General features: G+C 66.4%; 17 protein-coding genes. 2 read left to right on the forward strand and 15 right to left on the reverse strand.

Features of this window, described 5'->3' with window-relative positions; genetic code table 11:
• Positions 1 to 8 precede the first annotated feature (8 nt).
• From WME90_RS43020 to WME90_RS43085, 14 genes are all read right to left on the reverse strand, one after another.
• Positions 9 to 389, reverse strand: a complete 381-nt coding sequence (locus tag WME90_RS43020) for a DUF4150 domain-containing protein (RefSeq protein ID WP_437277906.1) — start codon at positions 387 to 389, stop codon at positions 9 to 11.
• Between the two features lie 23 nt (positions 390 to 412).
• On the reverse strand, positions 413 to 1,471 hold the full coding sequence (locus WME90_RS43025) for a hypothetical protein (protein ID WP_437277907.1): 1,059 nt from the start codon (positions 1,469 to 1,471) through the stop codon (positions 413 to 415).
• Entirely contained in the window at positions 1,471 to 2,502 is a 1,032-nt protein-coding gene (locus WME90_RS43030) for a DUF2169 family type VI secretion system accessory protein (RefSeq protein ID WP_437277908.1), read from the reverse strand. The genes WME90_RS43025 and WME90_RS43030 overlap by 1 nt, the downstream gene beginning before the upstream one ends.
• Positions 2,503 to 2,553: 51 nt before the next feature.
• Positions 2,554 to 3,636 carry a type VI secretion system baseplate subunit TssG gene (gene tssG / locus WME90_RS43035; RefSeq protein WP_437277909.1) on the reverse strand — a complete coding sequence of 361 codons (1,083 nt, stop codon included), beginning with the start codon at positions 3,634 to 3,636 and terminating at the stop codon, positions 2,554 to 2,556.
• A complete protein-coding gene (gene tssF / locus WME90_RS43040) occupies positions 3,600 to 5,402 on the reverse strand; it encodes a type VI secretion system baseplate subunit TssF (protein WP_437277910.1) in 1,803 nt (600 codons plus the stop codon). The genes tssG and tssF overlap by 37 nt, the downstream gene beginning before the upstream one ends.
• On the reverse strand, positions 5,399 to 5,857 hold the full coding sequence (gene tssE / locus WME90_RS43045; RefSeq protein WP_437283733.1) for a type VI secretion system baseplate subunit TssE: 459 nt from the start codon (positions 5,855 to 5,857) through the stop codon (positions 5,399 to 5,401). Before tssE ends, tssF begins: the two co-directional genes overlap by 4 nt.
• Positions 5,858 to 5,911: 54 nt before the next feature.
• Positions 5,912 to 6,400, reverse strand: a complete 489-nt coding sequence (locus WME90_RS43050; RefSeq protein ID WP_437277911.1) for an Hcp family type VI secretion system effector — start codon at positions 6,398 to 6,400, stop codon at positions 5,912 to 5,914.
• Between the two features lie 101 nt (positions 6,401 to 6,501).
• Complete coding sequence (gene tssC / locus WME90_RS43055) at positions 6,502 to 7,989, reverse strand: type VI secretion system contractile sheath large subunit (protein WP_437277912.1); 1,488 nt, start codon at positions 7,987 to 7,989, stop codon at positions 6,502 to 6,504.
• Between the two features lie 33 nt (positions 7,990 to 8,022).
• Complete coding sequence (gene tssB, locus WME90_RS43060) at positions 8,023 to 8,529, reverse strand: type VI secretion system contractile sheath small subunit (protein WP_437277913.1); 507 nt, start codon at positions 8,527 to 8,529, stop codon at positions 8,023 to 8,025.
• A gap of 132 nt (positions 8,530 to 8,661) precedes the next feature.
• Positions 8,662 to 9,711 carry a type VI secretion system protein TssA gene (gene tssA, locus WME90_RS43065; protein ID WP_437277914.1) on the reverse strand — a complete coding sequence of 350 codons (1,050 nt, stop codon included), beginning with the start codon at positions 9,709 to 9,711 and terminating at the stop codon, positions 8,662 to 8,664.
• Positions 9,712 to 9,740: 29 nt separating this feature from the next.
• Positions 9,741 to 13,739: a type VI secretion system protein gene (locus tag WME90_RS43070; protein WP_437277915.1), complete on the reverse strand. Its 3,999-nt coding sequence runs from the start codon at positions 13,737 to 13,739 to the stop codon at positions 9,741 to 9,743.
• Positions 13,736 to 14,536, reverse strand: a complete 801-nt coding sequence (locus WME90_RS43075) for a DotU family type IV/VI secretion system protein (RefSeq protein WP_437277916.1) — start codon at positions 14,534 to 14,536, stop codon at positions 13,736 to 13,738. Before WME90_RS43075 ends, WME90_RS43070 begins: the two co-directional genes overlap by 4 nt.
• A complete protein-coding gene (gene tssK, locus WME90_RS43080; protein ID WP_437277917.1) occupies positions 14,533 to 15,876 on the reverse strand; it encodes a type VI secretion system baseplate subunit TssK in 1,344 nt (447 codons plus the stop codon). The genes WME90_RS43075 and tssK overlap by 4 nt, the downstream gene beginning before the upstream one ends.
• A 79-nt stretch (positions 15,877 to 15,955) precedes the next feature.
• Positions 15,956 to 16,453: a hypothetical protein gene (locus WME90_RS43085; RefSeq protein WP_437277918.1), complete on the reverse strand. Its 498-nt coding sequence runs from the start codon at positions 16,451 to 16,453 to the stop codon at positions 15,956 to 15,958.
• Between the two features lie 428 nt (positions 16,454 to 16,881).
• Between WME90_RS43085 and WME90_RS43090 the strand changes: the two genes are divergently transcribed.
• A complete protein-coding gene (locus tag WME90_RS43090) occupies positions 16,882 to 17,910 on the forward strand; it encodes a hypothetical protein (RefSeq protein ID WP_437277919.1) in 1,029 nt (342 codons plus the stop codon).
• 245 nt (positions 17,911 to 18,155) lie between these two features.
• Here WME90_RS43090 and WME90_RS43095 read toward each other — a convergent pair whose 3' ends face one another.
• The gene (locus WME90_RS43095) at positions 18,156 to 18,971 is read right to left on the reverse strand and encodes a hypothetical protein (protein WP_437277920.1); all 816 of its coding nucleotides are present in this window, start codon (positions 18,969 to 18,971) and stop codon (positions 18,156 to 18,158) included.
• A 1,275-nt stretch (positions 18,972 to 20,246) separates the two neighbouring features.
• On the opposite strand from WME90_RS43095, the gene WME90_RS43100 reads away from it, so the two are divergent.
• Entirely contained in the window at positions 20,247 to 20,990 is a 744-nt protein-coding gene (locus tag WME90_RS43100) for a hypothetical protein (RefSeq protein WP_437277921.1), read from the forward strand.
• Positions 20,991 to 21,281: the final 291 nt, after the last annotated feature.

The raw sequence follows: 21,281 nt of genomic DNA on the forward strand, positions 1-21,281 counted from the left end.
CGGGCACGTCACCCCATGATGTTCTTCTTGTTGTGGAACAGCGGATCTCCTAGCCGGCACACGTTCTTCCCCTCGAATTTTACGTCGAACGAGTACATCATGAACTCGCATTCCCCCCGGTTCAACCCGCTCACCACGCCCCCCGCTGTCCCCGCCTCGTCGCCGCTCGACTTCGCGTACTTGGCGCCCTTCACCATCGGCATCTTCCCGTCGCACGTGACCTTCTTCGGCCCGTCCGAGGTGTCCGACGCCTGCCCGATGTTCGGGTACGGGATCGGGACCGGCCCTCCCGGCGTGGGCGTCTTGCAGACGTCGGGGAACACCATGCTCATGCCGCCGCTCTGCTTGTGCACCACGCCGCGCATGTTCGCGAACACCGTCGTTCCCATCGCTCGCTCCTCCTGCTACTGACTCAGCCCTTGTCTAGGATCGCCGCCCCGCGCGCCGCCAGATCCGACGGCGCCCACACCAGGCAGCGAGGCTGCCGGTGGCCCTCCGAGAGCGACATCGCTGCCAAGCCGACCAGCATGGCTCCGAGCGCCGCGCCCGCGTCGCCCACGCAGTCCGCCGGGTGCTCAATCACGAAATCCTCGGCGATCTTCTTCATGTGCCGCGCCATCGCCACACCCCACTCCTTGGCAAAGAAGCTCTCGCCGTTGAACCCGGCGTAAACCGTCTGCACCGGGGCCCCCGGTGCGGCCGCGAACGCGGCTTTTATCGCCGCGTCGAGTCCATCCCCGCGGTACGGCGCCGCCTCATTGTAGCGGTGCCCCTGCTCCTCCGCCGTGCCCACCGAGACGACCCGCGACAGCGGCGCGCCCCCGAGCCCAGCGCCCGGACGTGCCAGCAACAGGAACGCCGCACCTTCTCCAGGAATGAAGCCGTCGAAGACCCCGGCCGCGCGCAGCCGCTCCTCGAGGTCCAGCGTCCCGAGCAGGTAGAGATCGAGGAGCGTGTCCACGCCGCCCACCACGACGCGATCATACCGGCGCGTAGAAAGCCCCTCCAGCGCCGCGGCGAGCGCCGGGAAGACGCCCGCGCGGCCGGCGGGGAATACCCGGCTGCGGGCCAGATCGATCGCGATGTCCGCCTGCGCCGCGAGCTGCTCCAGGAAAGTCGGCCCGACAGGCGCAGGGCGACCCTTCGGGAACGCCTCGGGCCCCGCGAGCAGCACCGCGGTCGGCCCGGGCGGCGCGCCCTCGAGGCACGCCCGGAGCGGGGATCCAGCGAGCCGCAGCATCCGGATCTGCCGCGCCGTCAGCCCGGCGATGCCCTGAACCGCAGGCGTGAGCGACGGCAGATCCGGCGTCGCCACGAGCGCCATCACTAGCGGATTGAAGCGGCGGTCCAGGACCGAGCTCTCCTGGAACCGGTTGATCCCCGCCCGGATCGCCGCGCCCGTCACCTCAACGCTCAGCCCGACGGAACTTACGATCCCTACCCGCAGGATGTCCGCGCAACGCGTCGTCATCACGATCTCTGCCCGCTCAGCTCGAGGCGCGTTATGTCGATGTCCACGAGCCTCACCTTGAGCGCCCTCTTGTCGCAGCCGACCGCGCCCAGCCACACAAGCCCGAGCCGCCCCGCGCCGGGCTCGAGCGCCACTGTCTGGAGCCGCATCGGCGGCCGCTCGATGTCGCGCTCGATCGCGACCTTCACGTCGAGCTCACAGAGCGGCAGCCGCGTATCCCACGGATCCGGCCCGGCGTTCTGCACTTTCACCGGCTCGCCGCCGCGCAGGTGGCTCGAGCAGATGAGGCCCGGCGAGGCCGCGTTGAAGAAGCGCGCGTCGAAGTCCGCGGGAAGGTACGGCGCGCGCCTCTCCTGCCAGGCGTCGTCGTACGTCCCCGCGTAACGTCGGCGCGGCTCCCAGGAGGGGGCGATGAAGCCGAAGCCCGCGGGCGGCGGACGATTGCGCACGCCGGAGATGAGGTGCGCCGGGTCCTCGAGGTTGGGCAGCCGCCGCACCGCCTTCTCCACCGGGGCGCTCCGCAGGCCGAAGCCGACGCCCACGGGGTTGCGCTGATCGATCTCCAGAGGGCCCTTTTCGGGATCGTGCTTCAGCACGCCGCCGAAGGCGCGCTCGTAGACGAGCGGCATGCGCTCGAACGGGATCGGTGGAGAGATGCGGAGATCCAGCAGACCGCGCCACTCGCGATCACCGAAAACGCGGACCACCTTGGCGACGGGGCCGACCGCGAGCGAGACATCGAGCGAAGGCACCGCACGCCCGCGCGGCGCGACAGCCTCACCGACCAGCACGACGTCGGTCGCAGGTTTGCCGAGGTGCATATCGGCGGCGTGCTTCAGGCTGGTCTGTCCCGGCTCGCCCCAGTACTCGTCCGCGAGCTTCAGCGGCTCCTGCGCATCGGCGACGCGCAGCGCGCCGCCTCGGAAGGTGAAGGTTGCGCGGATCGCGACATACAACGTGTCCACCCCGTGCGCGTCCTGGAAGACGGCGATGCTGGCCTTGAAAGGGGTCTGGTTTCGGAGCTGGAGCATCGGTGTTCGGCGTCCCTCCCGGAGAATCGGAGCGCACAGCGGGCGGGCCGCTCAACCGGACCGCTTCGCGGGCACTGCCCCCACGTCGACGCCGCTCGTGCCCTGGAGCGCCGCCCCTCGCAGCCGCTTCTCGATCGGCCCTCGCCGCCGCGCGCCGCCGCCGAGGCACGCCGTCACACCGAGCCGCGCCCCGCGCCGCTGCCCGAGGCGCGCCGCCGGCGCCTCCTCGGCCCGGAGCCGCAGAAGCACGGTGAAACTCAGCGCCTCGCCCGCATAGAGCCGCGCCAGAGCGCACAGGGGCCCGAGCAGGTCTCCGCCGGGCAAACAGCGCAGGTAGTCCGCGAGCGACAGCGGTCCCACCACGAGCTCGAACCCCCCCTCCTGGTCCCACGCCCGCCGCCCGAGCCCCGCCCCTCGCCCGAGCCCTCGGTTGCGCCCCGACGGCCCGATCGCCGTCCGGTCGCTCTCCTCGATCGGGTGGTATGCCCCCGTGAGCGGCACCCCCTCGACGGGCACGCCGAGGTGGTGCTGCAGCAGCGCCGTGAGGCCCGCCATCGGCCGCACTTCTCGCGCTGCCAGCGCCGCGGGCTCCAGCAGTGCGCGGTCGCTCACCGCCAGCCTTCCGCGAAGCGACGGCAGCCCGAGGCCGATCAACGCATACAGGTACCGCGCCGCGTCGTCCTGCTCCGGAGACGCCACGCCCAGCCCGATTCGATGCCGCTTGCGGATACGGTAGACCAGCGAGAGCAGGCGGTGGTTGAAGATGTCAAGGAAATCGCGGAGCGCGTAGTCGCGACGCGCGGCCCGCTGGTACACCAGCTCCGCGAACGGAGGCGGCAGCGGCCCGAGCGCGCCCGCGAGGCTCATGAAGTTTACCGTCATCACTGCGGGCTCCCCGTCGTGCGCCCGGCGCTCGATCCCGGCCACGTCCGTCTCGGGGAACGCGAGGTCGATCGCCCCGCGAAACCGTACCGCCTCCGCTGCAGGCTCCGCGCTCTCGCCCACGCTCCGGCAGCCCTCCGACAGACCCTCCAGCAGCGCCACCGCCTGGAAGAAGTCGAAGCGCCGGGCGTCGGCGAAGATCCAGTCCCAGTCGTCTAGAGGAGCGTCTTCGCGCCTGTCATCGGTCGCCATCGCTTCCATACCTCCGCGCGCCCCGTGCTCCTCAGCACGAGCTCGGTGAAAGAGTTGACATGCGCGTGCAACGAGAGATACCGGCTCAAAACCTCCGCGAACAGCAGCGGGCTTGAGCCGACGAACTGCTCCTCGTCGAGAGTCAGCGTCACCTCGGTGCCACGACAGAAGCCGCGCCATGCGTCCACGCCCAGCCGGCGCGTCACGGTACGTGCCGACACGCCCGCGATGCCCTGAATCTGGCGCTCCGCCTCTGGAGCCGACGCGAAGAGATAAACGCGCAGCATCTCCTTCAGCGCGTCCGCGCCGCCCGGCCCCGAGATGGACAAGTGGTTGAGCGACAGGTTCGAGACGAGACGCCAGAGCGCCTGTCCTCCGAGCGGAGCACCGCGCTGCGGGGTCGGCTTGGTGAGGCAGGTGATGCGGCCCATGGCGGCGCCGCGCTCCCGGGAGAGCGACACGCCGGCGGACATCTCCTCAGGGAGGTCGCGGTTGGTGCACAGTACGGAGGCGTATACCACCCGCGATGGAGGCCTCCGAGGGGAGAAATTGAGGTCGACGAATGAGAGCATCACGTCCGTGCCGGGCACGTCGTCACGCGACGTCGGGACCCGACGGGCGTGCCAGAACGCCTGCGGGCCAGTTCCCTCGGCGTGGTGCGTGAACGAGAAGAACGGTTCGTACTCCACCTGCTCCGCCTCACCTGGCGCCGTGGCCGCGACCTTGTGAATCGAGTGGATCTCGGTCGTGCGCTCGCGGCGCGCATCCGCGACGAGGCGATACTCCGGAAATCTGTGATCAACCCGGATCGGGTCGGTCGTGCGCGGAAACAGGTTGATTATCGGCGTGCAACCGAGCCGAAACGTGTCAGACCGCAGCACGAGGCTCGTCGGCGGTCGCTGGTCCAGCAGGAACAGCAGGTCGCACGCCGTGCCCTCGGGAAAACGCGTGAACTCTACATCGAAGAACAGAAACTTCTCTGGAAAAGCGAAGTACTCTTGAATCAGTCGATGTCCTGGGGACGCGTGCACGGGGTAGGGAAGCGCTTCCTCATCGGCCCCGAAGCCGACAGGAGAAATGCGCGCCACGGCGAGATCGCGGCCGCTGCCTGTCCCGGCGCAGAGGACTCGCAGTGTGCTGCCGAAGAGCAGCTCGTACAGGCGGTAGCCGTTCAGGGCTCCACCACCCAAGAAGAAGCGCAGCCGCTGGATGCCGAGCGCGCCCAGCGGAGGGCCGCCGCTCCGCAAGCGGATGCGGACCGCGGCCATCGCCCCGCTGGTGCCCGGCGGTAGATCCAGCGCTTCCGGCGCGACGAAGTCGGCGCTCTCAACCTCGATCGGCCATAACGTGACCGGGGCGCAGGTTCGGAACCGGCAGGTCGGGCCTCCGCGCGCCTCCGCAAAGAGCGGCGTGTGACGCTCGATCACGTGGCCCGAGGTCAGCTTGCTATCCTTCGAGTTCACATCGAACGACGCGACCGCCATCGACGGCACGGGAGAGAGCAGCGGAGGGTAGAGGACGCCGAGCAGTGCGGTGGTCAGCTCGGGAAGATCGCTGTCGAGCCGGCGCTGGAGGCGTGCGGTCAGAAACGCGAACGCCTCGAGGAGGCGCTCGACGTGTGGATCCGACGCGTGACGGCCTTCGAGGCCGAGGCGCGCGGCGATCTTGGGGTACGCCGCCGCGAACTCAGCGCCGCGCTCCCGTAGATACGCGAGCTCACGGGTGTAGAGGTCAAGCAGCTCGGCGTCGTGGTCGCTCGTCGTCATCCGGTCTCCGGCAGTGGCATGGTGAAGCTGAGCGGCTCGCGGACCTGCTCGGTGACCAGCATCGCACGGATCGCGACGCGGTAGCGCGTGCCGCCTTCGGGGTCGAGCAGCTCCACCTCGACCCGGGTGAGGCGCGGCTCGTAGGCCTCGATTGCTTGCCGTACGGTCCGCGCGACGCGGAGCCGCTCCTCCTTGACATGGCTACGGCCGCCGAGCTCGAGGTCCGGCAGGCCGTAGTCGATGACCGTGCGCTGACGAGAGAGGGCCACGTCCCCTGGCACAGGGCAGCGTGTGCTGAGGAGCCTCTCGAGATCGCGGCGCACCGACGCGCGCAGCCCGTCGAGGTTATGGCTGCGCTTCGGCCGTGCCTCGATCCGCTGCGACAGGTCCTCGTCGACGAGGCGGTCGAAGAGCGGCACGCGCCCCGCTTCCGCCGCTCCCCAATTATCGTCCATCACGCGCCCTTGCCGATAAGGCCGATGCCGCGGCGTGCCGTCGGCCCTGTGCGATCACTTGCCCTTGTTCTCTTCGAGGCTGAAGCTCGCCGAGCTCTTGCCTTTTGCGCCGCCCGGGGCGTCCTGTTTTTGCTGGGAATAGTCCCAGGTCACCTTCTTGTAGTTGAAGGTGATATTCTCGATCGGCTGATCCGAACCGCCGGTTACTGAGACGGAGGTGAGGATGCAGCTCTCGAAGGTATACGTCATGTACTTGTGCGGCTTGCCGGAGGCATCAGCCTTCCATAGATGCACCTTTATCGATTTGATGTCCTCGCCGCCGCAGCACCTGAGATTCAGTGTCGGTGAAGCTATGTCGAGGTACTTGGCGACCGAGAAATCGTTGTGGACGCATCGGCCGCTCGCGCGGCTCATGTTCGATGGCCCAGCTGTCAGCGGCATAGACACGCCGTGATTGAAGGATAGGAGCTCGATCAGGTCTTTACCCTGGTCCGATGTGCTCTCGCCTTTGACGCCGTCGAACTCCATGAAGAGGTTTTGCATGTTCCTTTCTCCTCCGTCACTATCACACGATGGGGTTACCTATGCGCGGCCGCGCCTCTTCCCAGACGCGGCGGTCGGCCGGCGGCACGCGCCGCTTCAGATCAAGCGACTGGCGGCGGCAGCTCCGCCACCAGCCGCATCGAGACCGTGAGCTCGTTTAGCTGAAAATGCGGCTTGAGAAAGACCACTGCTCGGTACGCACCAGGCTTGCCGGGGACGTCCATGACGTCGATCCGCGCCTCGCGCAGCGGCAGCCGCGCTTTGGTCTCCTGGCCGGCGCTGTCGTTAAGAAGTACGTAGTCGGCTATCCAGTTGTTGAGGTAGTGTGCGATGTTTTCTCGAGAAGAAAAACTTCCGATCTTGTCGCGCATGAGCACCTTGATGTAGTGCGCGAACCGAGACGCGGCGAGAACATAGGGGAGCTGTGCGCTCAGACGGGCATTTGCGTTCGCCTGCGGCAGGCTGTACGTCTTCGGCTTGTTCGTGGTGCTGACGCCGAAGAAGGCTGCCTGCGCGCTGCCCTTCTTGGAGCAGAGCCCGATGAAGCCGAGCTCTGACAGTTCATTCTCACGCCGATCGGTAATGGCGACCTCGGTCGGGATCTTTGTGACCACATCGCCTTCGCTCGTCTTGAACGTGTGCAAGGGCAGGCTCTCGACGAGACCGCCGCCCTCGACGCCGCGGATGGCGGCGCACCAGCCATAGAGCGCGAAGGCGTTCGTGATTCGCTGGGCGAGAGCGTAGGCGGCGTTCCCCCAGAGGAAGTTGCTGTCGCCGTCGCCCACCTGTTCCTCGTAGTTGAAGCCCTCGACCGGTTCTCCTTTGGGCCCATATGGCAGGCGCATGAGGACGTGGGGGAGCACCAGGCCGACGTAGCGGGAGTCCTCCGTCTCTCGGAACTCGCGCCACTTCATGAGCTGGGTGCTCTCGAACACTTTGGCGAGGTCGCCTGGCGCAGCGATCTGCGTAAAGCTCGGCAGATCGAAGAGCTCGGGCGATGCCGCCGCGATGAACGGCGCGTGCGCTGCAGCCGCCACCTTGGAGAGCTCGGTTATGAGATAGACGTCGGGCTTCGTACCGTCGAACTCGTAATCCCCGACGAGCAGCCCGTATGGCGCACCGCCGAAGGTCCCGTACTCTTCCTCATACACCTTCTTGAACATGGCGCTTCGGTCGAAGTCGGCGACCCCCTCGAAATCCTTGCGCAGCTCGTCCTTCTTCACGTTGAGGACACGGAGCTTCAGCCGCGTCGACGTCTCGGTGTTCGTCACGAGGTAGTTCAGCCCCCGCCAGCGCGCCTCGACTCGCTGGAACTCCTCGTGGTGCAAGATGGCGTCAAGCTGTGAGCTGATCCGTGCGTCGATCTCGGCGATGCGCGCCTCAATGGCCGCCACCGTGTCGGTGCCGAGCTGTATCTTCTCATCGAGGACCTGGCTCACGAACTCGTCGATGAGGTCGCGTGCGTGCTGTCGCTGCGGCTCCGCCCCGCCGCGGATCATCCCCTGAGCGAGGATCTGGTCAATCAGGCTCATCTCTGCGGCGGGGGCTGTCCTCGCCGAGCTGACCGGTTTCGTGTTAACATCTGCCATGACTATATCCCCTTCCCGTCTGAAGCCTTTGGCTCAGCCGCCCTGGTTCTTCTCGAGCTCCTGCTTGAGCGCCTGGAGCTTGGTGGTGTCCTCGACAACTTGCTTGAGTATTCCGCTCAGGTCGTCGTTACCGTCGAGCTTCGCGAGCAGGTCGTTCAGTCGCTCTCGAGCTCGGAGCAGCTTTCGAAGTGGCTCGACCTGTTCAACGATTTGCTCGGGCCGGAAGTCATCCATGCTCTTGAAGGAGAGGCTGACCTTCAGCTTGCCGCCCTCGTCCGTGAGCTTGTTGTCGACGAGGCACGTGACCTCGGGCTTGATTGCTGCAAGAACCTCGTTGAAATTTCCGCGATCGATCTCTATAAACTTGCGATCCTTGAGCTTCGGCCGCGGCGCCTCGGAGGTGCCTGATAGGTCGGTCATGATCCCGACGACGAACGGAATCTCTCTTTTCTCAGTCGCGCCCCCTGTCTCGACGTCATAGGTGATCTGCACCCGCGGCGGACGATTTTTGCTCAGCCACTGTTGCTTGCTCTCGGTCATGGTCGTTCCTTTCTCCCGCGGCCTCGGTCGAGCGTGCATCTCGCGCTGACGCTCTCCCTGAGACCAATCCACCCTCGCGCGTCCGGGCCGATCTGATCCACGGATCGGATCGGCGCCGGTGAGTTCATGAAATCATCCAGAGTCGCCTTCCTCCCGGCCGCGCATACCTAGCAGCCGGTAGATCGCTACCAGGTCGTCTGCGCTCGACACGAACTCGCCGAGCAGCTCCGCGAGCGACATGTTGCCCCAGGAGATGGCGCGCTTCACAAGGTAGGGAACTGGGCTGTGGGGCTCTGTGCGAAGCAGGTAATCGGCTGCCTCGTTGAGCTGGCGGTATGCCTCTACCCGGCTGTTGATCGCCGCTCCGGGACCTCGCGCGGGAGCGGCGTCCAGCGCGGTCTGCGCCGGGGGGCCTCCAGCGCCGGGCGCGGGCGTATCGCCTCCGGGCTCGCCGAGGGCGGACGCCGTGGCGGAGCCGAGCAGGCGCAGCGCGCTGCGGGTCCGATGGAGGAGTGGGGGGCGGTCCATCCTCGCTGCGAGGCTTCGCTCCAGCATCTCGGCCGCCGATAGCGCGACGCGCGCGTCGCCGTGCAGTGCCGTCCACCACGACCGTTCGACCAGAGAGAGGCGAGCTGCGAGGGCTTCGGGCGAGCGCGCGTTTTCGCCTGTGCTGCCGTCGGTCCGGCCGCTCTCCCAGTCGGCGAGCGTACAGGGGGGCCGGTCCTCGCTGCCTTCGACCAGAGGCAGCATCCGGAGCTTCCGCGCGAGCACCTCGTCCAGCCAGCCGATGAGGTTACCTCGTGCCTCCATGCCGTCGTCGTCGAGCGCGGGGAACATCACGTCCCAGTAACGGTCGCAGAGCCCCGCGATCAGCCGGAGCCCCGGCGCCATCGCGCCGAGTCCGCCGAGCTGCGCCCATGCCTCGACGAGCCAGACGCCGATCTGCAGGTCCTTCGAGCGGCGCTCCAGCGCCTCGGAGCAGAGCTCGGCCACGAGCTTCCAGTCCGCCGCCTTGAGGCGCGTCACCCACACGCCTTGGGGGAGCGTGGGATCGTCCTCGCGCCGGGCCTCGCGGACTCGATCGTAGGTGCCCTCGTAGCGGAGCGGGGCACCGGCGGGCGTGGCCTGCGAGATGGGAGCGAGGAGGCGCTCTATGTCGACCGCGATCGTACCCGTAGCCATATGGTGACTCGTTGTCCGCCTGTTCCGCGCTACTCGGTGTCGAGCACCGGAGCGGCCGTTGGGAAATCCGGGTACTTGAGAGGCTTGTCCTTCTCCTTGCCGACCAGGCCGAGCCGCACGAATACGCGGGCAACTCCGCCGGTCGCACCGGCTCGCTCGACCCAGCCGCCCGCCGGGTCGGGGATTGTATTGACGACGAGCTGGAGGAGGTTCGCGGTGGCGTCTTCCTTCTTGAGCTCCGTCTCGTCGACGGAGTGCGCATGCATGGCGATGAGCCGGAGGAGCGACCATGGCCCACGCTCCTCGAAGGTCACCGTCCGCTCCTTCGCGACCGTGCCGACGCTCTGCTCGACCGAGGGGATGTCGGGGCTGTTCTTGGCCCATCGGAGCGGGAGCTGGACCGGGTCGCCGATCCGCCAGGTCGCCGTGGGCTTCGGTCCGCCCAAGAACAGCCGCTCCTCGGCGATGCGAAGGCTCCACTCGGCGATCTGATTGCCTGCCACCTCACGCGCCTGGTTGGCGCGAAAGCCGACTGTGACGTCGTACGAGCCGTCCAGCGTCGAGTCTCCCTGCGCCCACATCGGAGCGAGGAACTCACGCACCTTCTCGGTGCGATCGAGGAAGCGCACGACGGCCCGGGCGGCGGCGCCGCCGCGCAGCGACAGCGCGGGCCGGAAACGCTTGCGGAAGTCGCTGGCGTTCTGGAGGAAGAGCCGAACGTCGTCGGGGTTCGCGTCCTCCCGCTCCACGCCCGGATCGAGCCGAGCGAAGGGGAAACGGTCGGCGAGCGCCCGGTGAAAGAAGCGGCGCAGGCCCGGGTACTTCGTGCGGATTTCGTCCTCCGCGAGCGTTGCGCACCGGTCACGAAGCAGGACGAGGATACGCCGGCGCCGCTTGGCGAAATAGTCATCGGAGCGCACGTCGACCGGCACGCGCTCGAGCTGCGCGATGCAGGTCTCGAACGTGATCGCAGGGAGGTCGCTGACGAGAAATCGCTCCAGGGCGGCGATGCTGTTGCCGGCCTTCTTGCTCTCGTAGTCGCGGAGCGCCCCTGCGATGTGCTGCCACGGCGCCAGGCCGCTGACCGACTGCGCATCGGCCGCGACCTCGGCGCTCTCCAGCAGGCCGAGGACCGGCTCGGCGAGCGCGCGGGTCAGGGAGTCGGCCCGACCCCGCTGGGCGACCACGTACTCCGCGAGCTGCGCCCCGTCACCCTCGGCGACGCCGAACGCCTCGAACGCGGGGCTGCGCTCGCCGCTCCACCAGACGAACGTGCCGTTCTTCACCTCGTACAGCCCGTCGGCCTCGAGCACCCGGCTGGCGAGCGTCAGCAGGTGCGCGCCCTGGCCGCGCACGAGCGCGCGGACGCGGTCGCGCACCTCCTCCAGCCCGAGGCGCCCCGCGAACCCCAGGATTTCCCGGAGCGGCTCGCTCGCCAGCGAGAGGCTCGCGACGTCGGTTCGCACCGTTTCGACGCGCCGTGACTCGCTCGGCGGCGGAGCCATCTCCCGGCGAGCGGCCTTGCCGACCGCGACGAGGACGTTGTCCCGCAGCTCGCGCCGAGCAAGCTCTCCGAGCGTACCCCGTACCTTCTCCGGGAAGCGCTTGAGCCCCTCCTCCTGCGTGAAAGCCTCGTACTCCTTGAGGAACTTCACTCCCTCTTTCAGCTCCTCCACGTTCCAGCTCAGGCGGGCGTCGTTGAGGCTCACCGGCACCGGGTCGGCGTTGTCCGTCGGCGCCATGAAGCGCTGGCGCAGGAGCACGGCAGCGGGCGCCTTCAGGGCGGCGACGAATGGCGACAGCTCGAGCTGCACCACGCCCTCTTTACGAACGAGCAACGGCCCGGAAAGCGCGGTTTCTGCGCCACCGAGGTAGCTCTTCAGGAGCAGCAGCCGCCCCTCTCCGTCATCCTTCACGAGGTTGTAGGTTTGTGCGCCGAGCAGCTTCGAGGCGCGGACCGCGTCGAGCAGGCGGTCGAGCGCGGGGTTCGGCGGGAGCTTGTCGGCCGCCATCCATGAGAGCGTCGGCGCAGCGAGCCGTGCCTCGATGCGGACGATGGCGTCGTGGAGGGAGGAGAGATCTCCGGTTCGGTACTCCGGTCCGCCGTGCTCGAGGTCCTTCAGCCCTCGGAGGAGCGCGTCCACGTCGCCCCGCAGCGCGTCCTCGTCGAGTGTCCGTGAAACGCGCTTGAAAAGCTGGGCGAAGAGGCGATCGGACTTGGCGTGTGCGGCATCGCGGTATGCCGCGAGGTCAAAGGGAGGGAGGCGCGGGAGGGCGAGCAGCGCGCTCCGCTGGTAGGCCGTCGTGCGCGCGGGCACCGATCGATGCTGGAAGAGAGCGTCTGCCAGATCGGCCACGCTGAGCATTCGCGCCTCGCCGGCCTCCGCAGACCGCTCCTTCGGCGGTCCGGCCGCGAGCGCGTCGAAGCGGGCCACCTGACCCTCGAACGCGGCCACGTCGCGCAGCCATGCCTCGAGGACGACGTACTCCGGCGTATGCTCCAAGGTGGCCGCGGCGATCTCCGCGCCTTGGGGGAGCGGCGTGACATCCGCGAAGAGCGGGCTCGTCCTCCCTTCCAGGCCCACGCGGAACGCTTCGAGGATCACCCGCTGGTAGGCGGTCGTGATCGCTCTCGCGACGCGCTCGTCAATGCCGCTGAGCCACGATCCTGGCACGAGCATGGAGCGGAGCCGGTCGGTCTCGATCGTGCTGAGCCCTTTGAGCAGCCGGACGGACCGCTCCCTGCGCACCGTGCCTGAGGGATCGCTGTTCGGGTCCGCGAGCTGCATGTCGCGCAGATCCGAGGACAGGTCGTGGAGGAAGGGGAGAAGCGACGCGGCGTGGCGCTCTAGCCGGTTGCCATCGAGCGCGAGGAAGACGCTGTAGACAAGCGCAAGCGCCACCGTTGCCCAGTTCAGCGCGCGCAGGACGCGGCTTCGCCGCCGCAGCGCGAGGCGGGTCGGGTACGCAATGCTTGCCTCTGCGAGCACTTTCCTCTCGATGAGATCCCGCGCGAAGAGCACGGTCTCCCCCGCCAGCTCTTCCGAAGCCGCCTCGGCCTGCTCGGGCTCGGGCTTTTCCAGTCCGACCCAGGAAACGCTCCGGAGTATGACCGGCTCTTCGCCATCCTGCGGGCGGAGGAACTCTTCCACGGCCGCTCTCAGGGGATCACGCAGCGCGAAGAGTGCTTCGGGGAAGAGGAAGTACGCTTCGACGCCCTTGTCGAAGGGCCGATCCGATGCGATGCGGCGTGCCTGCATCACCGAAAGCGCCGTGCTCACGCTGCTCAACGCCTCGTCGACGATGTCGGCGGAGCTCGCCGACGAGGGCGCGCCCGGCTGAGCCCAGCCGATGGTCGCCTGGCGAAGCTCGGGATCGAGCTCCTGAACGAAGCGGTCAAACCCGGAGAGTCGATCGCTCTGCGTGATCGTGAGGTGGACAGGAAACTGCATCTCGAGGAGGCGACGGGCTTCGTCGAGCCGCTGGCGCAGAAGGGCGACCTGCCGCCGCTGGGCCGGCGCTCCGCCGTCGTCGTCGAGCAGGTCGCGGGCGGAGAGCGCGAGGAGCACGCCGTCGACAGGCCGCTCGGGTCGCGCGTGTCGCATCGCCTCGAGAACGGCGCCGAAGCCGGATGCGTGCGGTGCTGCTCCGCCTTGCGGCTCGCTTATCAGCAAGCTTCCCGTCGGCTCGACGAACATCGCCCGCTCGAAGAGCCACAGCTGGCAGCTACCTGGGGCGCCGAGCCGGCGCGCGGTCGAGCCCGGCCGCGGTCGGAGCCCGGCGCCGGCAAGCAGCGTCGATTTTCCGGCTCTGGAAGCACCTAGTACGAGGAAGCACGGGACCTTCTCGGGCGATGCTCCGAGCTCCGCGCGCGCGGCGGCGAAGAGCCGCGTCATCTCGCGCTCAATGTTGGCGTCGCTCGTCGTTCCCGTGACGGTGCGACGCCTGCGGCGCGCCCGGAGGAAGAGCCCCAGCGCGACGAGCGCCACGACGAGCAGCACGAGGGCGACCGCGAACGACCAGCTCACGATGCGCCCTCGATCCGGTCGAGTGCCTCCACCACGTCGGAGACGCGGTAGGACCAGAGCAGCTGGCCGGCGAGCACCAGGCAGAGCGCAACTGCGATGAGCGGCAGAACCCCGTGCCGCAGCGCTGGCAGCCGGCTCCGCGGCGCACTCCCGAGGGTGTGCGCGTGCATCTCGGGGCAGATCTCGGTGAGCCGCGTGCCCAGGAAAGGATCGACGCGCTGGAGGTGTCGCGCGAGTTCCTGCCGGTAGATCTCGGGCTCGCCGTATTTGCCGAGCGCGCGAAACTTTCCCTGGAAGCCGAGCGCAAGCGCAGCCAGGTAGACGAGCAGGAGTGCGGAGGGCGCCGTCGCGCGCCCGTCGAGGATGTCATCGAGCTTACGGAAGATGCGCTCGCCCGCGTCGTACGTGTGGAAGATGTGCGCTTCGAGCGGACGCTCTGTCCACGCGTGCCGGCCGGCCCAATCGGCTCGAAGCAGGATCTCATCCGCCATGGCCGTCATTACGTACTGGGCGTCGTCGTAGGCCCGGAGCTCGTGCTTGGTGAGCTTTCGGCTGAGCCCGATGGCCTGGGTTTCAAGGAAGTCGATGAGTCGTTGCCGCACCGTGTCGACGCCTGGCGTGAGCGCCCCGTGAGCGAGCGCGAGGAGCTGTCTTTGCCGCGCGACCTCGGCGTAGAAGCTGTGAAACGCGTCGAGCAGGAGCGTGCTTCCTGCGAGGCCGTGTGCGGGGCTCCCCTGGAGGGGCTCGGCGCCCTCCTTCCGCGGCGCATGCGTGGGCGTGGTGAATCCTGCCGTCATGCTCGTTCGTCGCCTACCTTCACGTAGAGCACCAGCTCTGCTGGTCCGGCCGCCGCGGTGGGATCTCCCGCGTTGAAGACGAGGAGAGGCTCATCCGAATCGAGGTACGGGCTCGCCTCCTCGAGCTGGAAGAGCACGGTCCCTCCCGGCGCGATCAGATCTTCATACCGATCCACCCGCCGGCGCCCAACGCCGAGCACCCGGCTCTGCTGCATCTCGCGTGCGCGGCGGACCGAGCCGATGAGCGCGCTCTCGACCCAGGCAATGACGTCCTTCTCCGGCGTCCCGCGCCGACCTCGCGCAGCGACGAGGACCGGCTGTCTGGCGAAGCGCCGTTGGAACTCCACCCTGTAGCGCCCCTCGCTGAAGTCGAAGGGATGCGCCGTGAACGACTCCAGGATGCCCTCGTCGACCAGCCGGAAGACATGGTCGCGTGCGCCTCGGAAGGTGGTCCGCAGGTCGTCATGCTGGTACGCAGGCAGCACCGGCGGGACGGGCATGCGGGCCAGGGCCGCGAGCTGACCGACCAGGGCTGAGAGCCCGAGGTACACGGCGTAAGGGTGGGAGCGTCCCGTGCCCAGCACGACCTCGAACGGCGGCAGCGCCGCGACGAGCGCCTGGATCTGCCGGCGTAGCTCGGCGATGAGCTCGCGTTCCTTGGTCAATGAGTGTGCGCTGAGCCTGTCGGCGAGCCGCAGCGCCTTCTCGCGCAACCGAGCAACGATCTGCCCGCAGAGAATGCCGAGAGGAGAGGCGAGGGGAACGGCCATGCAGGGCGGCAGGTACTCGGTGCGCACGAATGCCTCGCCCTCGCGCCGCACCTGCGCCAGGGGCAGGCACACGAAGCGGGCGGGGGGCGCAGCCGCGACCAGGAGCCGCGCGAGCGGGACCAGGCGCGGGATGGGGAGCGGCTCCTCTCCCGTATTCTCGTCCGGGATCGGCGCGCCCTCGATCGAACGGTAGCGCGCGAACTCCCCTCCGACCGCCGCCCCTCCGAGGTGCTCTCTCGGGACGGCGAGGTACGCCGTGAGGGGCCCCGCCGCGAGCTCGGCGGCGTGCGGCTTGAGGTCGACCTGAAGCTCGGGGTCGCACGCCGCGTGGTGGACGAGGAGGTGGTCGGGCAGCACCGCCTCGAGCTCGAGGACGCGCAGCGTTCCGCTCGCGAGCAGCCCGACGTCGATCTCGAGGTGATGGACCCCGTAATGGAACGGGTGCAGCTGCCCGAGGTGATAGTCGAGCAGCCGCTCGGATCGCCGCGCGGACTCCTGGAAATGCTGCGGCGACAGCAGCATCCCGTCGTGCCACTGGACGGCTGCGGGCACCTCTGCGGCGCGCCTCATCCCTGAGCTCCCCGAGAAGAGCAGGGCCGCCCGGGAGGGGCCTCGCACGACGAGCGGCTGCGCGGGACGTCACCGGCGGTCATCGGCTGCTCTCCATGGCCTCGAGCGTGGTCACGGAGAGGTCTTCCCCGTCCAGATCGATCCGAATCCGCTGGTGGGGACCGAGGCGGATGCGGTGCGGTCCGGGCGACCGGTAGTTGGCGAACACGAGCGCGTTCGCGTTTCGGGGGATCTCCACGACGGCAGGAGGGGGAGTGTAGCCAGGCACGAACTCCCACTCCCACTCGGTGAAAGCGTCCCCGGACGGAAAATCGCGCCGCAGCTGGTCCCTTTGCTCATACCACTGCTTCGCCGACATTTCGGAGAGCTGCTGAAAGAGTTTCTGGTCATAAATCGCCAGCAGAGTCACGGGGATAGGAGAGTTCTGGTTCGCCCGCGCGGCGACGTGGACCTCGACGAGAAGACGGAACGGTCGCAGCGAGGAGCCACAGTCGGCGAGAGCGCAGGCTGCCAGCATGGCCCAGAGGACGCGGCGGAGCGGTGTCCGGCGCCTCCGGGTGCCGGGCGCGTACGGCATATAAACGATGGTATATGCGGGCGCGCGGCGCGTGGAAGAAAATTGCGGAGCCGTCGCGGCGCCGCCAAATCGATCAACAAGTTCGTCAGGTTAGCACGATGATGCAGCGCCTCGTGATGCTCAGCGTCCGCTGGCCGCTCGTGACGACCTCAGGATGGGCTCGGCGAACCAGCAACAGTTCTCGATCTGCACGGCGCCCCTATTGAGGTACAAGGAGCACGCGCGTTCCGTAGTCAAAACGTCGAGGACGTTCCAGGCGTCACCGTTCAGTGCTCGCCGCCATCACCCGGCGGGTACCTGTCATCGATTGGATGCTGGCTCGACCTTCTTGCTGCCGCCGCGGCGACTCCGTTAATCTCGGTTCAATGTGCGCGGAGCATGCCCGATCGTTCTCCTCTCTTCCCGCTCAACGTCGACGTCGGCGCCGTGTGCCGAGGGGAATTGCAGCCCTGCTCGGGTTTGCGCTGCTTGGGGCGGCGTCAAGCGCTGCAGCGACTGAGGCGGACGAACTTCTCGACAAAGGACTGGCGGATCTCCAGGCCAGCCGATACGGCGCAGCGTGTCCTGCTATCCGCAAGAGCTACCGGCTAGAGAAGAGGCCGCGGACGCTCTATCACCTGGCCGAGTGTGAAGAGAGGGCGGGGCGCATCGCCACCGCGGCGCTCCACTATGACGAGTACCTTGATCTCTTCGAGCGTCTTTCCCCGCCGGAGCAGAAGGACGAGGCGGACCGGCAGAAGCTCGCGCTGGAGCGACGCGAGAAGCTGGACGCCGACATCCCATGGGTGACGTTCCGGTTGCCGGAGACGGCGCCGGTAGGCACCAAGGTGACGCGGGCGTCGGAGGCGAGCCCGGATCCTGTGCCGGTCGTGTTGGGGGTGCCGCTGCCGGTCGACCCGGGGCCGCAGTGGGTGAGGACCGAGCCGCCCGGGGGACCGCCGCGCGACAAACGGTTCTTCGTGAACAAGCGGGAGCGGCTCACGATCGAGCTGACCGTGGCGGAGCCAGGCGACGAGCCGAAGACCAGGCGGTATAGCCGCCCGCTCGAGCATGTTCCTGCGCTGCTGCCGCCCACCGTGGATGAAGGTCTCGCAGCGCGACGGCTCGTCGCGTACATCACGGGAGGCATCGGGCTCGCCGGCGCTGTGACATGCGCGATCACGGGTGCAATAACATGGAGCCAGAAGCGGACCATCGAGAAGAACTGCGAGAACGGCTTCTGCAACCGGGAAGGGGAGGAGGCGGCCGAGCTGGCGGGGACGATGAGCACGGTGAGCACGGTGAGCTTCGGTATCGGCTTGGCCGGCCTGGGCACTGCGGCGGTGCTGTTTTTGACCGAGCCGGATGCTGCGCGCGTGGGCAAAGTGCCGAGGTGGGTTGGGGCCACGCAACAGCCAGAGCTCAAGGTGAACTTGCAGGAGCGACAGGTTGTCGGTGAGGTGAAGTGGGTATGGTGAAGTTGGAGCTACGCGGTACAGAGGCGGTCCAGCGGGCGTCGCACGGCGCGCGGACGACGCTTTCGCGCGTTCGGCAGGCACACCGCGCGGTCGTGCTCCTCATGCTGCTCATCCTGGGCGTGGTGCCGAGTTGTGCGGATATCCTGGGAGTCGACCCGGATTTCAAGGACAACCCGTGCAACAGCTTCAGTGAAACTCAGCTGGAGCCTCTCGAATGTCATAAGAATAAAGGCGCTTGCTGGATGCTAGTCAATGCGTGCGACCAGCTGGGTCTGCCCGCGACTTGCCCGCCGCTTGCCGGGGCAGATCGCGACCAGTGTGGAGACGGGATAGACAACGACTGTGACGGTGCCATTGACGAAGAGGAATGCCCGTGCAGCGGTGATGACGAGAAGTTGTGCTATCCAGCTTCGCAGGACACGCTGGGACAGGAGAAAGGCCTCTGCCGCGGGGGACATCAGCGCTGTCAGAACGGGGTCTGGGGACAGTGCACCGACGCTGTCATCCCTAGCAAAGAGACCCGCGATGGCCTGGACGATGACTGCGATGGCGAAGTAGACGAGGGGTATTCTTGCAATGACGGAGATGAGCAGTTCTGTTACGGCGGGCCAGAGGGAACTGTCGGCAAAGGCCTGTGCGCCTATGGAAGGCAGCAATGCGTCGGCGGCCGGTGGGGCGACTGCGTGGACGATGTGCTGCCCAGGTTGGAGACCTGCGACGGCAAAGATAACGATTGTGATGGTGAAACGGACGATGTGCCGGGTGTTGGAGCGGAATGTGACACTGGCCTTCCTGCCAAATGCAAAAATGGTGTAATCAGGTGCGACAGCCAAGAGGGGAAAATTAGGTGTATTCCTGTTGCAACGGACACTCCAGAAGAATGTAACTCGGAGGATGATAATTGCAACAACGTGCTGAACGAGGGCGCATTCTGCTGCAGCATAGACGACCGCCAGAGTGGGAACGAAACGGATGTCAATTGCGGTGGATCCTGTGATGCGAAGTGTGATGTTGGCAAGAAATGCATCAACAACAATGATTGCGAAACCGGAATCTGCCAAGAAGGAATATGTTTGCCGAAGAGGCCGCAGGGACAGCCATGTGACGTAGACACAGAGTGTGAGCATGGACTTGTCTGCATGGATGACGTTTGCTGCAATGACACATGCACCGGCACCTGCGAGGCCTGCACGCAGGCGCTCCGGGGCACAGGGCAAGACGGATTCTGCGGGCCCGTCGCGCGTGGCCTAGATCCGGCGGACGAGTGCGAGCGGAATGAACCGTCCTCGTGCGGTCAAACAGGCTATTGTGATGGAGGCAAGAAGTGCGAATACTACCCGAGCCCCACCCCGTGCGGTAATCCAGCGAAATGCCAAGATAACGGGTTCATGCTCGAGCATGCCTATACCTGTAATGGGATAGGTAAATGCGAACACGCCATCGAAGATTGTAGACCTTATACGTGCGAAGAGGGCGCTTGTACTAGGCTGTTCGTGCTCGGCCATGTGTGTAGTCGCGATACGCAATGCGGTGAAATGCTTTGCGTCGACGGTGTTTGTTGCGACGAGGAATGCGGTGGCGGAGATCCAAATGATTGTGTGGCATGCAATGAGAATCCGAAAGGAACGTGTTCTCACCTCCCGAGCACCCGCCAGTGTCGCGCAGCCGAAAACGAATGCGACGTTGCCGAGCAATGTGATGGCATGAATGCCGAATGTCCAGTGAACAGATTCGAGACTATGGGGCATCGATGTGGTCCGGCAGCAACGTGTGACATCGGTGCCAATGCCGCGATTGCAGCAGGACATTGTGATAGCATGGGGGCGTGCGTCGCGGGTGAATCAACGCACTGCGATCTGTACGTCTGTGCGAATCAAGCCTGTCCGACAAGTTGTAGCGTCGATAGTCAATGTGTTGCTGGGGCGTTTTGCTCGAAGGCAGGCGATAACAGGGTCTGCCAAAAGGACACGTTACTGCTCATCGGTGGGGCGCCCAACATACTCGGCGCCCACTATCACCCCGGGGATGGTTGGACACCGATGACGATCAGCGGTACGCAGACAACGAGCCGAGTGGCAGTGGCCCTTAACCGAGAGCACGGGATTGGGTTGGTTCGTGACAGCAAGGATGCGAGTAGTTCTATCCTTTACTCTGTGCAATGGGAATACACAACCGGATGGCGTCCGGCTGGTAGGATGCCTTTATATCAGGGTAATGGACATGTAGCAATTAAAGCGTGGCCAGCGATTGACTCAAATGACGATTCTGTAAGTGCTGCGTATCTGTCTAGTAACTCTGAGTACCAACTGAGGGACTTCTCGCCGAAAGCATGGGGCATGCCTGACACGGTGTCGGAGGTATCGGATCAGATAGAACTAGCACCTGATGTCGCAGTGCTGTCGTCAGGTGATAGGGCGGTAGCGTTCACGACTTCAAAAGATGGTTACTACCTGGTTCAGGTGAAAATAAAACCCTCTGGACTTGGATTAAGAGACGCAGAGACGCTCGGTAAGAGTTCGGGATCCGTTCCACCCACAATTGCAGCGCTTCGCGACGAAACCGCCGATTTGCTAGTGGTCTTCGTTGATGCTGGAGGGGTGATCCACACGAAGCAGTACACAGCACGAACGTCGACTTGGAGCGAGTTGACCTGGAGGGGGGGGCACACTACGGATCAGCAGGTCGCGCTCACTACGCTTGACCATGGGCGCGCCGTGGTCGCCTACCGATCGAATTCTAGCGAGACAGCGGGAAGGCTCTTCACGAGTTTCTTCAACCCGGATGATGACAGCTGGTCTTTCCCGGAAGAGCCAGTTCCCGATATCCATATTGTCGGATCTCCAGCGTTGACTCGCGGTGTGGGTGCTGGCGCGCCGAATAAGGCATTCGTTGAGCTTGCCTATGTGCTTGACTCTTCCACTCACGCAACCGGTACAGCGGGGACCATCCATCACGCACGCTGCATTGCGATGCCAATGAACAACTGCACCTCCTGGACCATGCCCGAGCGAATCGGCGATGGTACGGATTACAGCTCCGTCGCGATCGCCAGCATGCCTATGACCGCGCGCCCAGATTGATGCCGCAGCCCGCCGCATCGAGCATGGTGCATGAGGGTGAAGGGTTCCGCTCTACGAGGCTGGCCATCAAGGAGAGTGCTCGCTCCGCCTGCGCAACCCGGGAGGACGACTCCGGGGCGCCGCGGTGTACGCATTACGCGCAGCGCCTCAAGATCTTCATCGCCGCCCTCTCTGAGCACGGTTGCGTCGGCTCAGAAAAGCCCTTCCCACGCGGGCGCCCCCATCCGTCGTATCCGTTCGGCAGAGCGCATTCTGACGTCGAGCAGGCCAGGGACATAGGCTTGCCGTGCG

Origin of the sequence: Sorangium sp. So ce375 (genome assembly GCF_051473855.1) — a bacterium.
In the GTDB taxonomy this organism is placed as follows: Bacteria; Myxococcota_A; Polyangia; order Polyangiales; family Polyangiaceae; genus Sorangium.

What these genes read in the sequence shown, in the direction of transcription:
- WME90_RS43020 (WP_437277906.1), bottom strand. Translation starts at nt 389, where the DNA reads ATGGGAACGACGGTGTTCGCGAACATGCGCGGCGTGGTGCACAAGCAG.
- WME90_RS43025 (WP_437277907.1), bottom strand. Translation starts at nt 1,471, where the DNA reads ATGACGACGCGTTGCGCGGACATCCTGCGGGTAGGGATCGTAAGTTCC.
- WME90_RS43030 (WP_437277908.1), bottom strand. Translation starts at nt 2,502, where the DNA reads ATGCTCCAGCTCCGAAACCAGACCCCTTTCAAGGCCAGCATCGCCGTC.
- tssG (WP_437277909.1), bottom strand. Translation starts at nt 3,636, where the DNA reads ATGGCGACCGATGACAGGCGCGAAGACGCTCCTCTAGACGACTGGGAC.
- tssF (WP_437277910.1), bottom strand. Translation starts at nt 5,402, where the DNA reads ATGACGACGAGCGACCACGACGCCGAGCTGCTTGACCTCTACACCCGT.
- tssE (WP_437283733.1), bottom strand. Translation starts at nt 5,857, where the DNA reads ATGGACGATAATTGGGGAGCGGCGGAAGCGGGGCGCGTGCCGCTCTTC.
- WME90_RS43050 (WP_437277911.1), bottom strand. Translation starts at nt 6,400, where the DNA reads ATGCAAAACCTCTTCATGGAGTTCGACGGCGTCAAAGGCGAGAGCACA.
- tssC (WP_437277912.1), bottom strand. Translation starts at nt 7,989, where the DNA reads ATGGCAGATGTTAACACGAAACCGGTCAGCTCGGCGAGGACAGCCCCC.
- tssB (WP_437277913.1), bottom strand. Translation starts at nt 8,529, where the DNA reads ATGACCGAGAGCAAGCAACAGTGGCTGAGCAAAAATCGTCCGCCGCGG.
- tssA (WP_437277914.1), bottom strand. Translation starts at nt 9,711, where the DNA reads ATGGCTACGGGTACGATCGCGGTCGACATAGAGCGCCTCCTCGCTCCC.
- WME90_RS43075 (WP_437277916.1), bottom strand. Translation starts at nt 14,536, where the DNA reads ATGACGGCAGGATTCACCACGCCCACGCATGCGCCGCGGAAGGAGGGC.
- tssK (WP_437277917.1), bottom strand. Translation starts at nt 15,876, where the DNA reads ATGAGGCGCGCCGCAGAGGTGCCCGCAGCCGTCCAGTGGCACGACGGG.
- WME90_RS43085 (WP_437277918.1), bottom strand. Translation starts at nt 16,453, where the DNA reads ATGCCGTACGCGCCCGGCACCCGGAGGCGCCGGACACCGCTCCGCCGC.
- WME90_RS43100 (WP_437277921.1), top strand. Translation starts at nt 20,247, where the DNA reads ATGCCTGACACGGTGTCGGAGGTATCGGATCAGATAGAACTAGCACCT.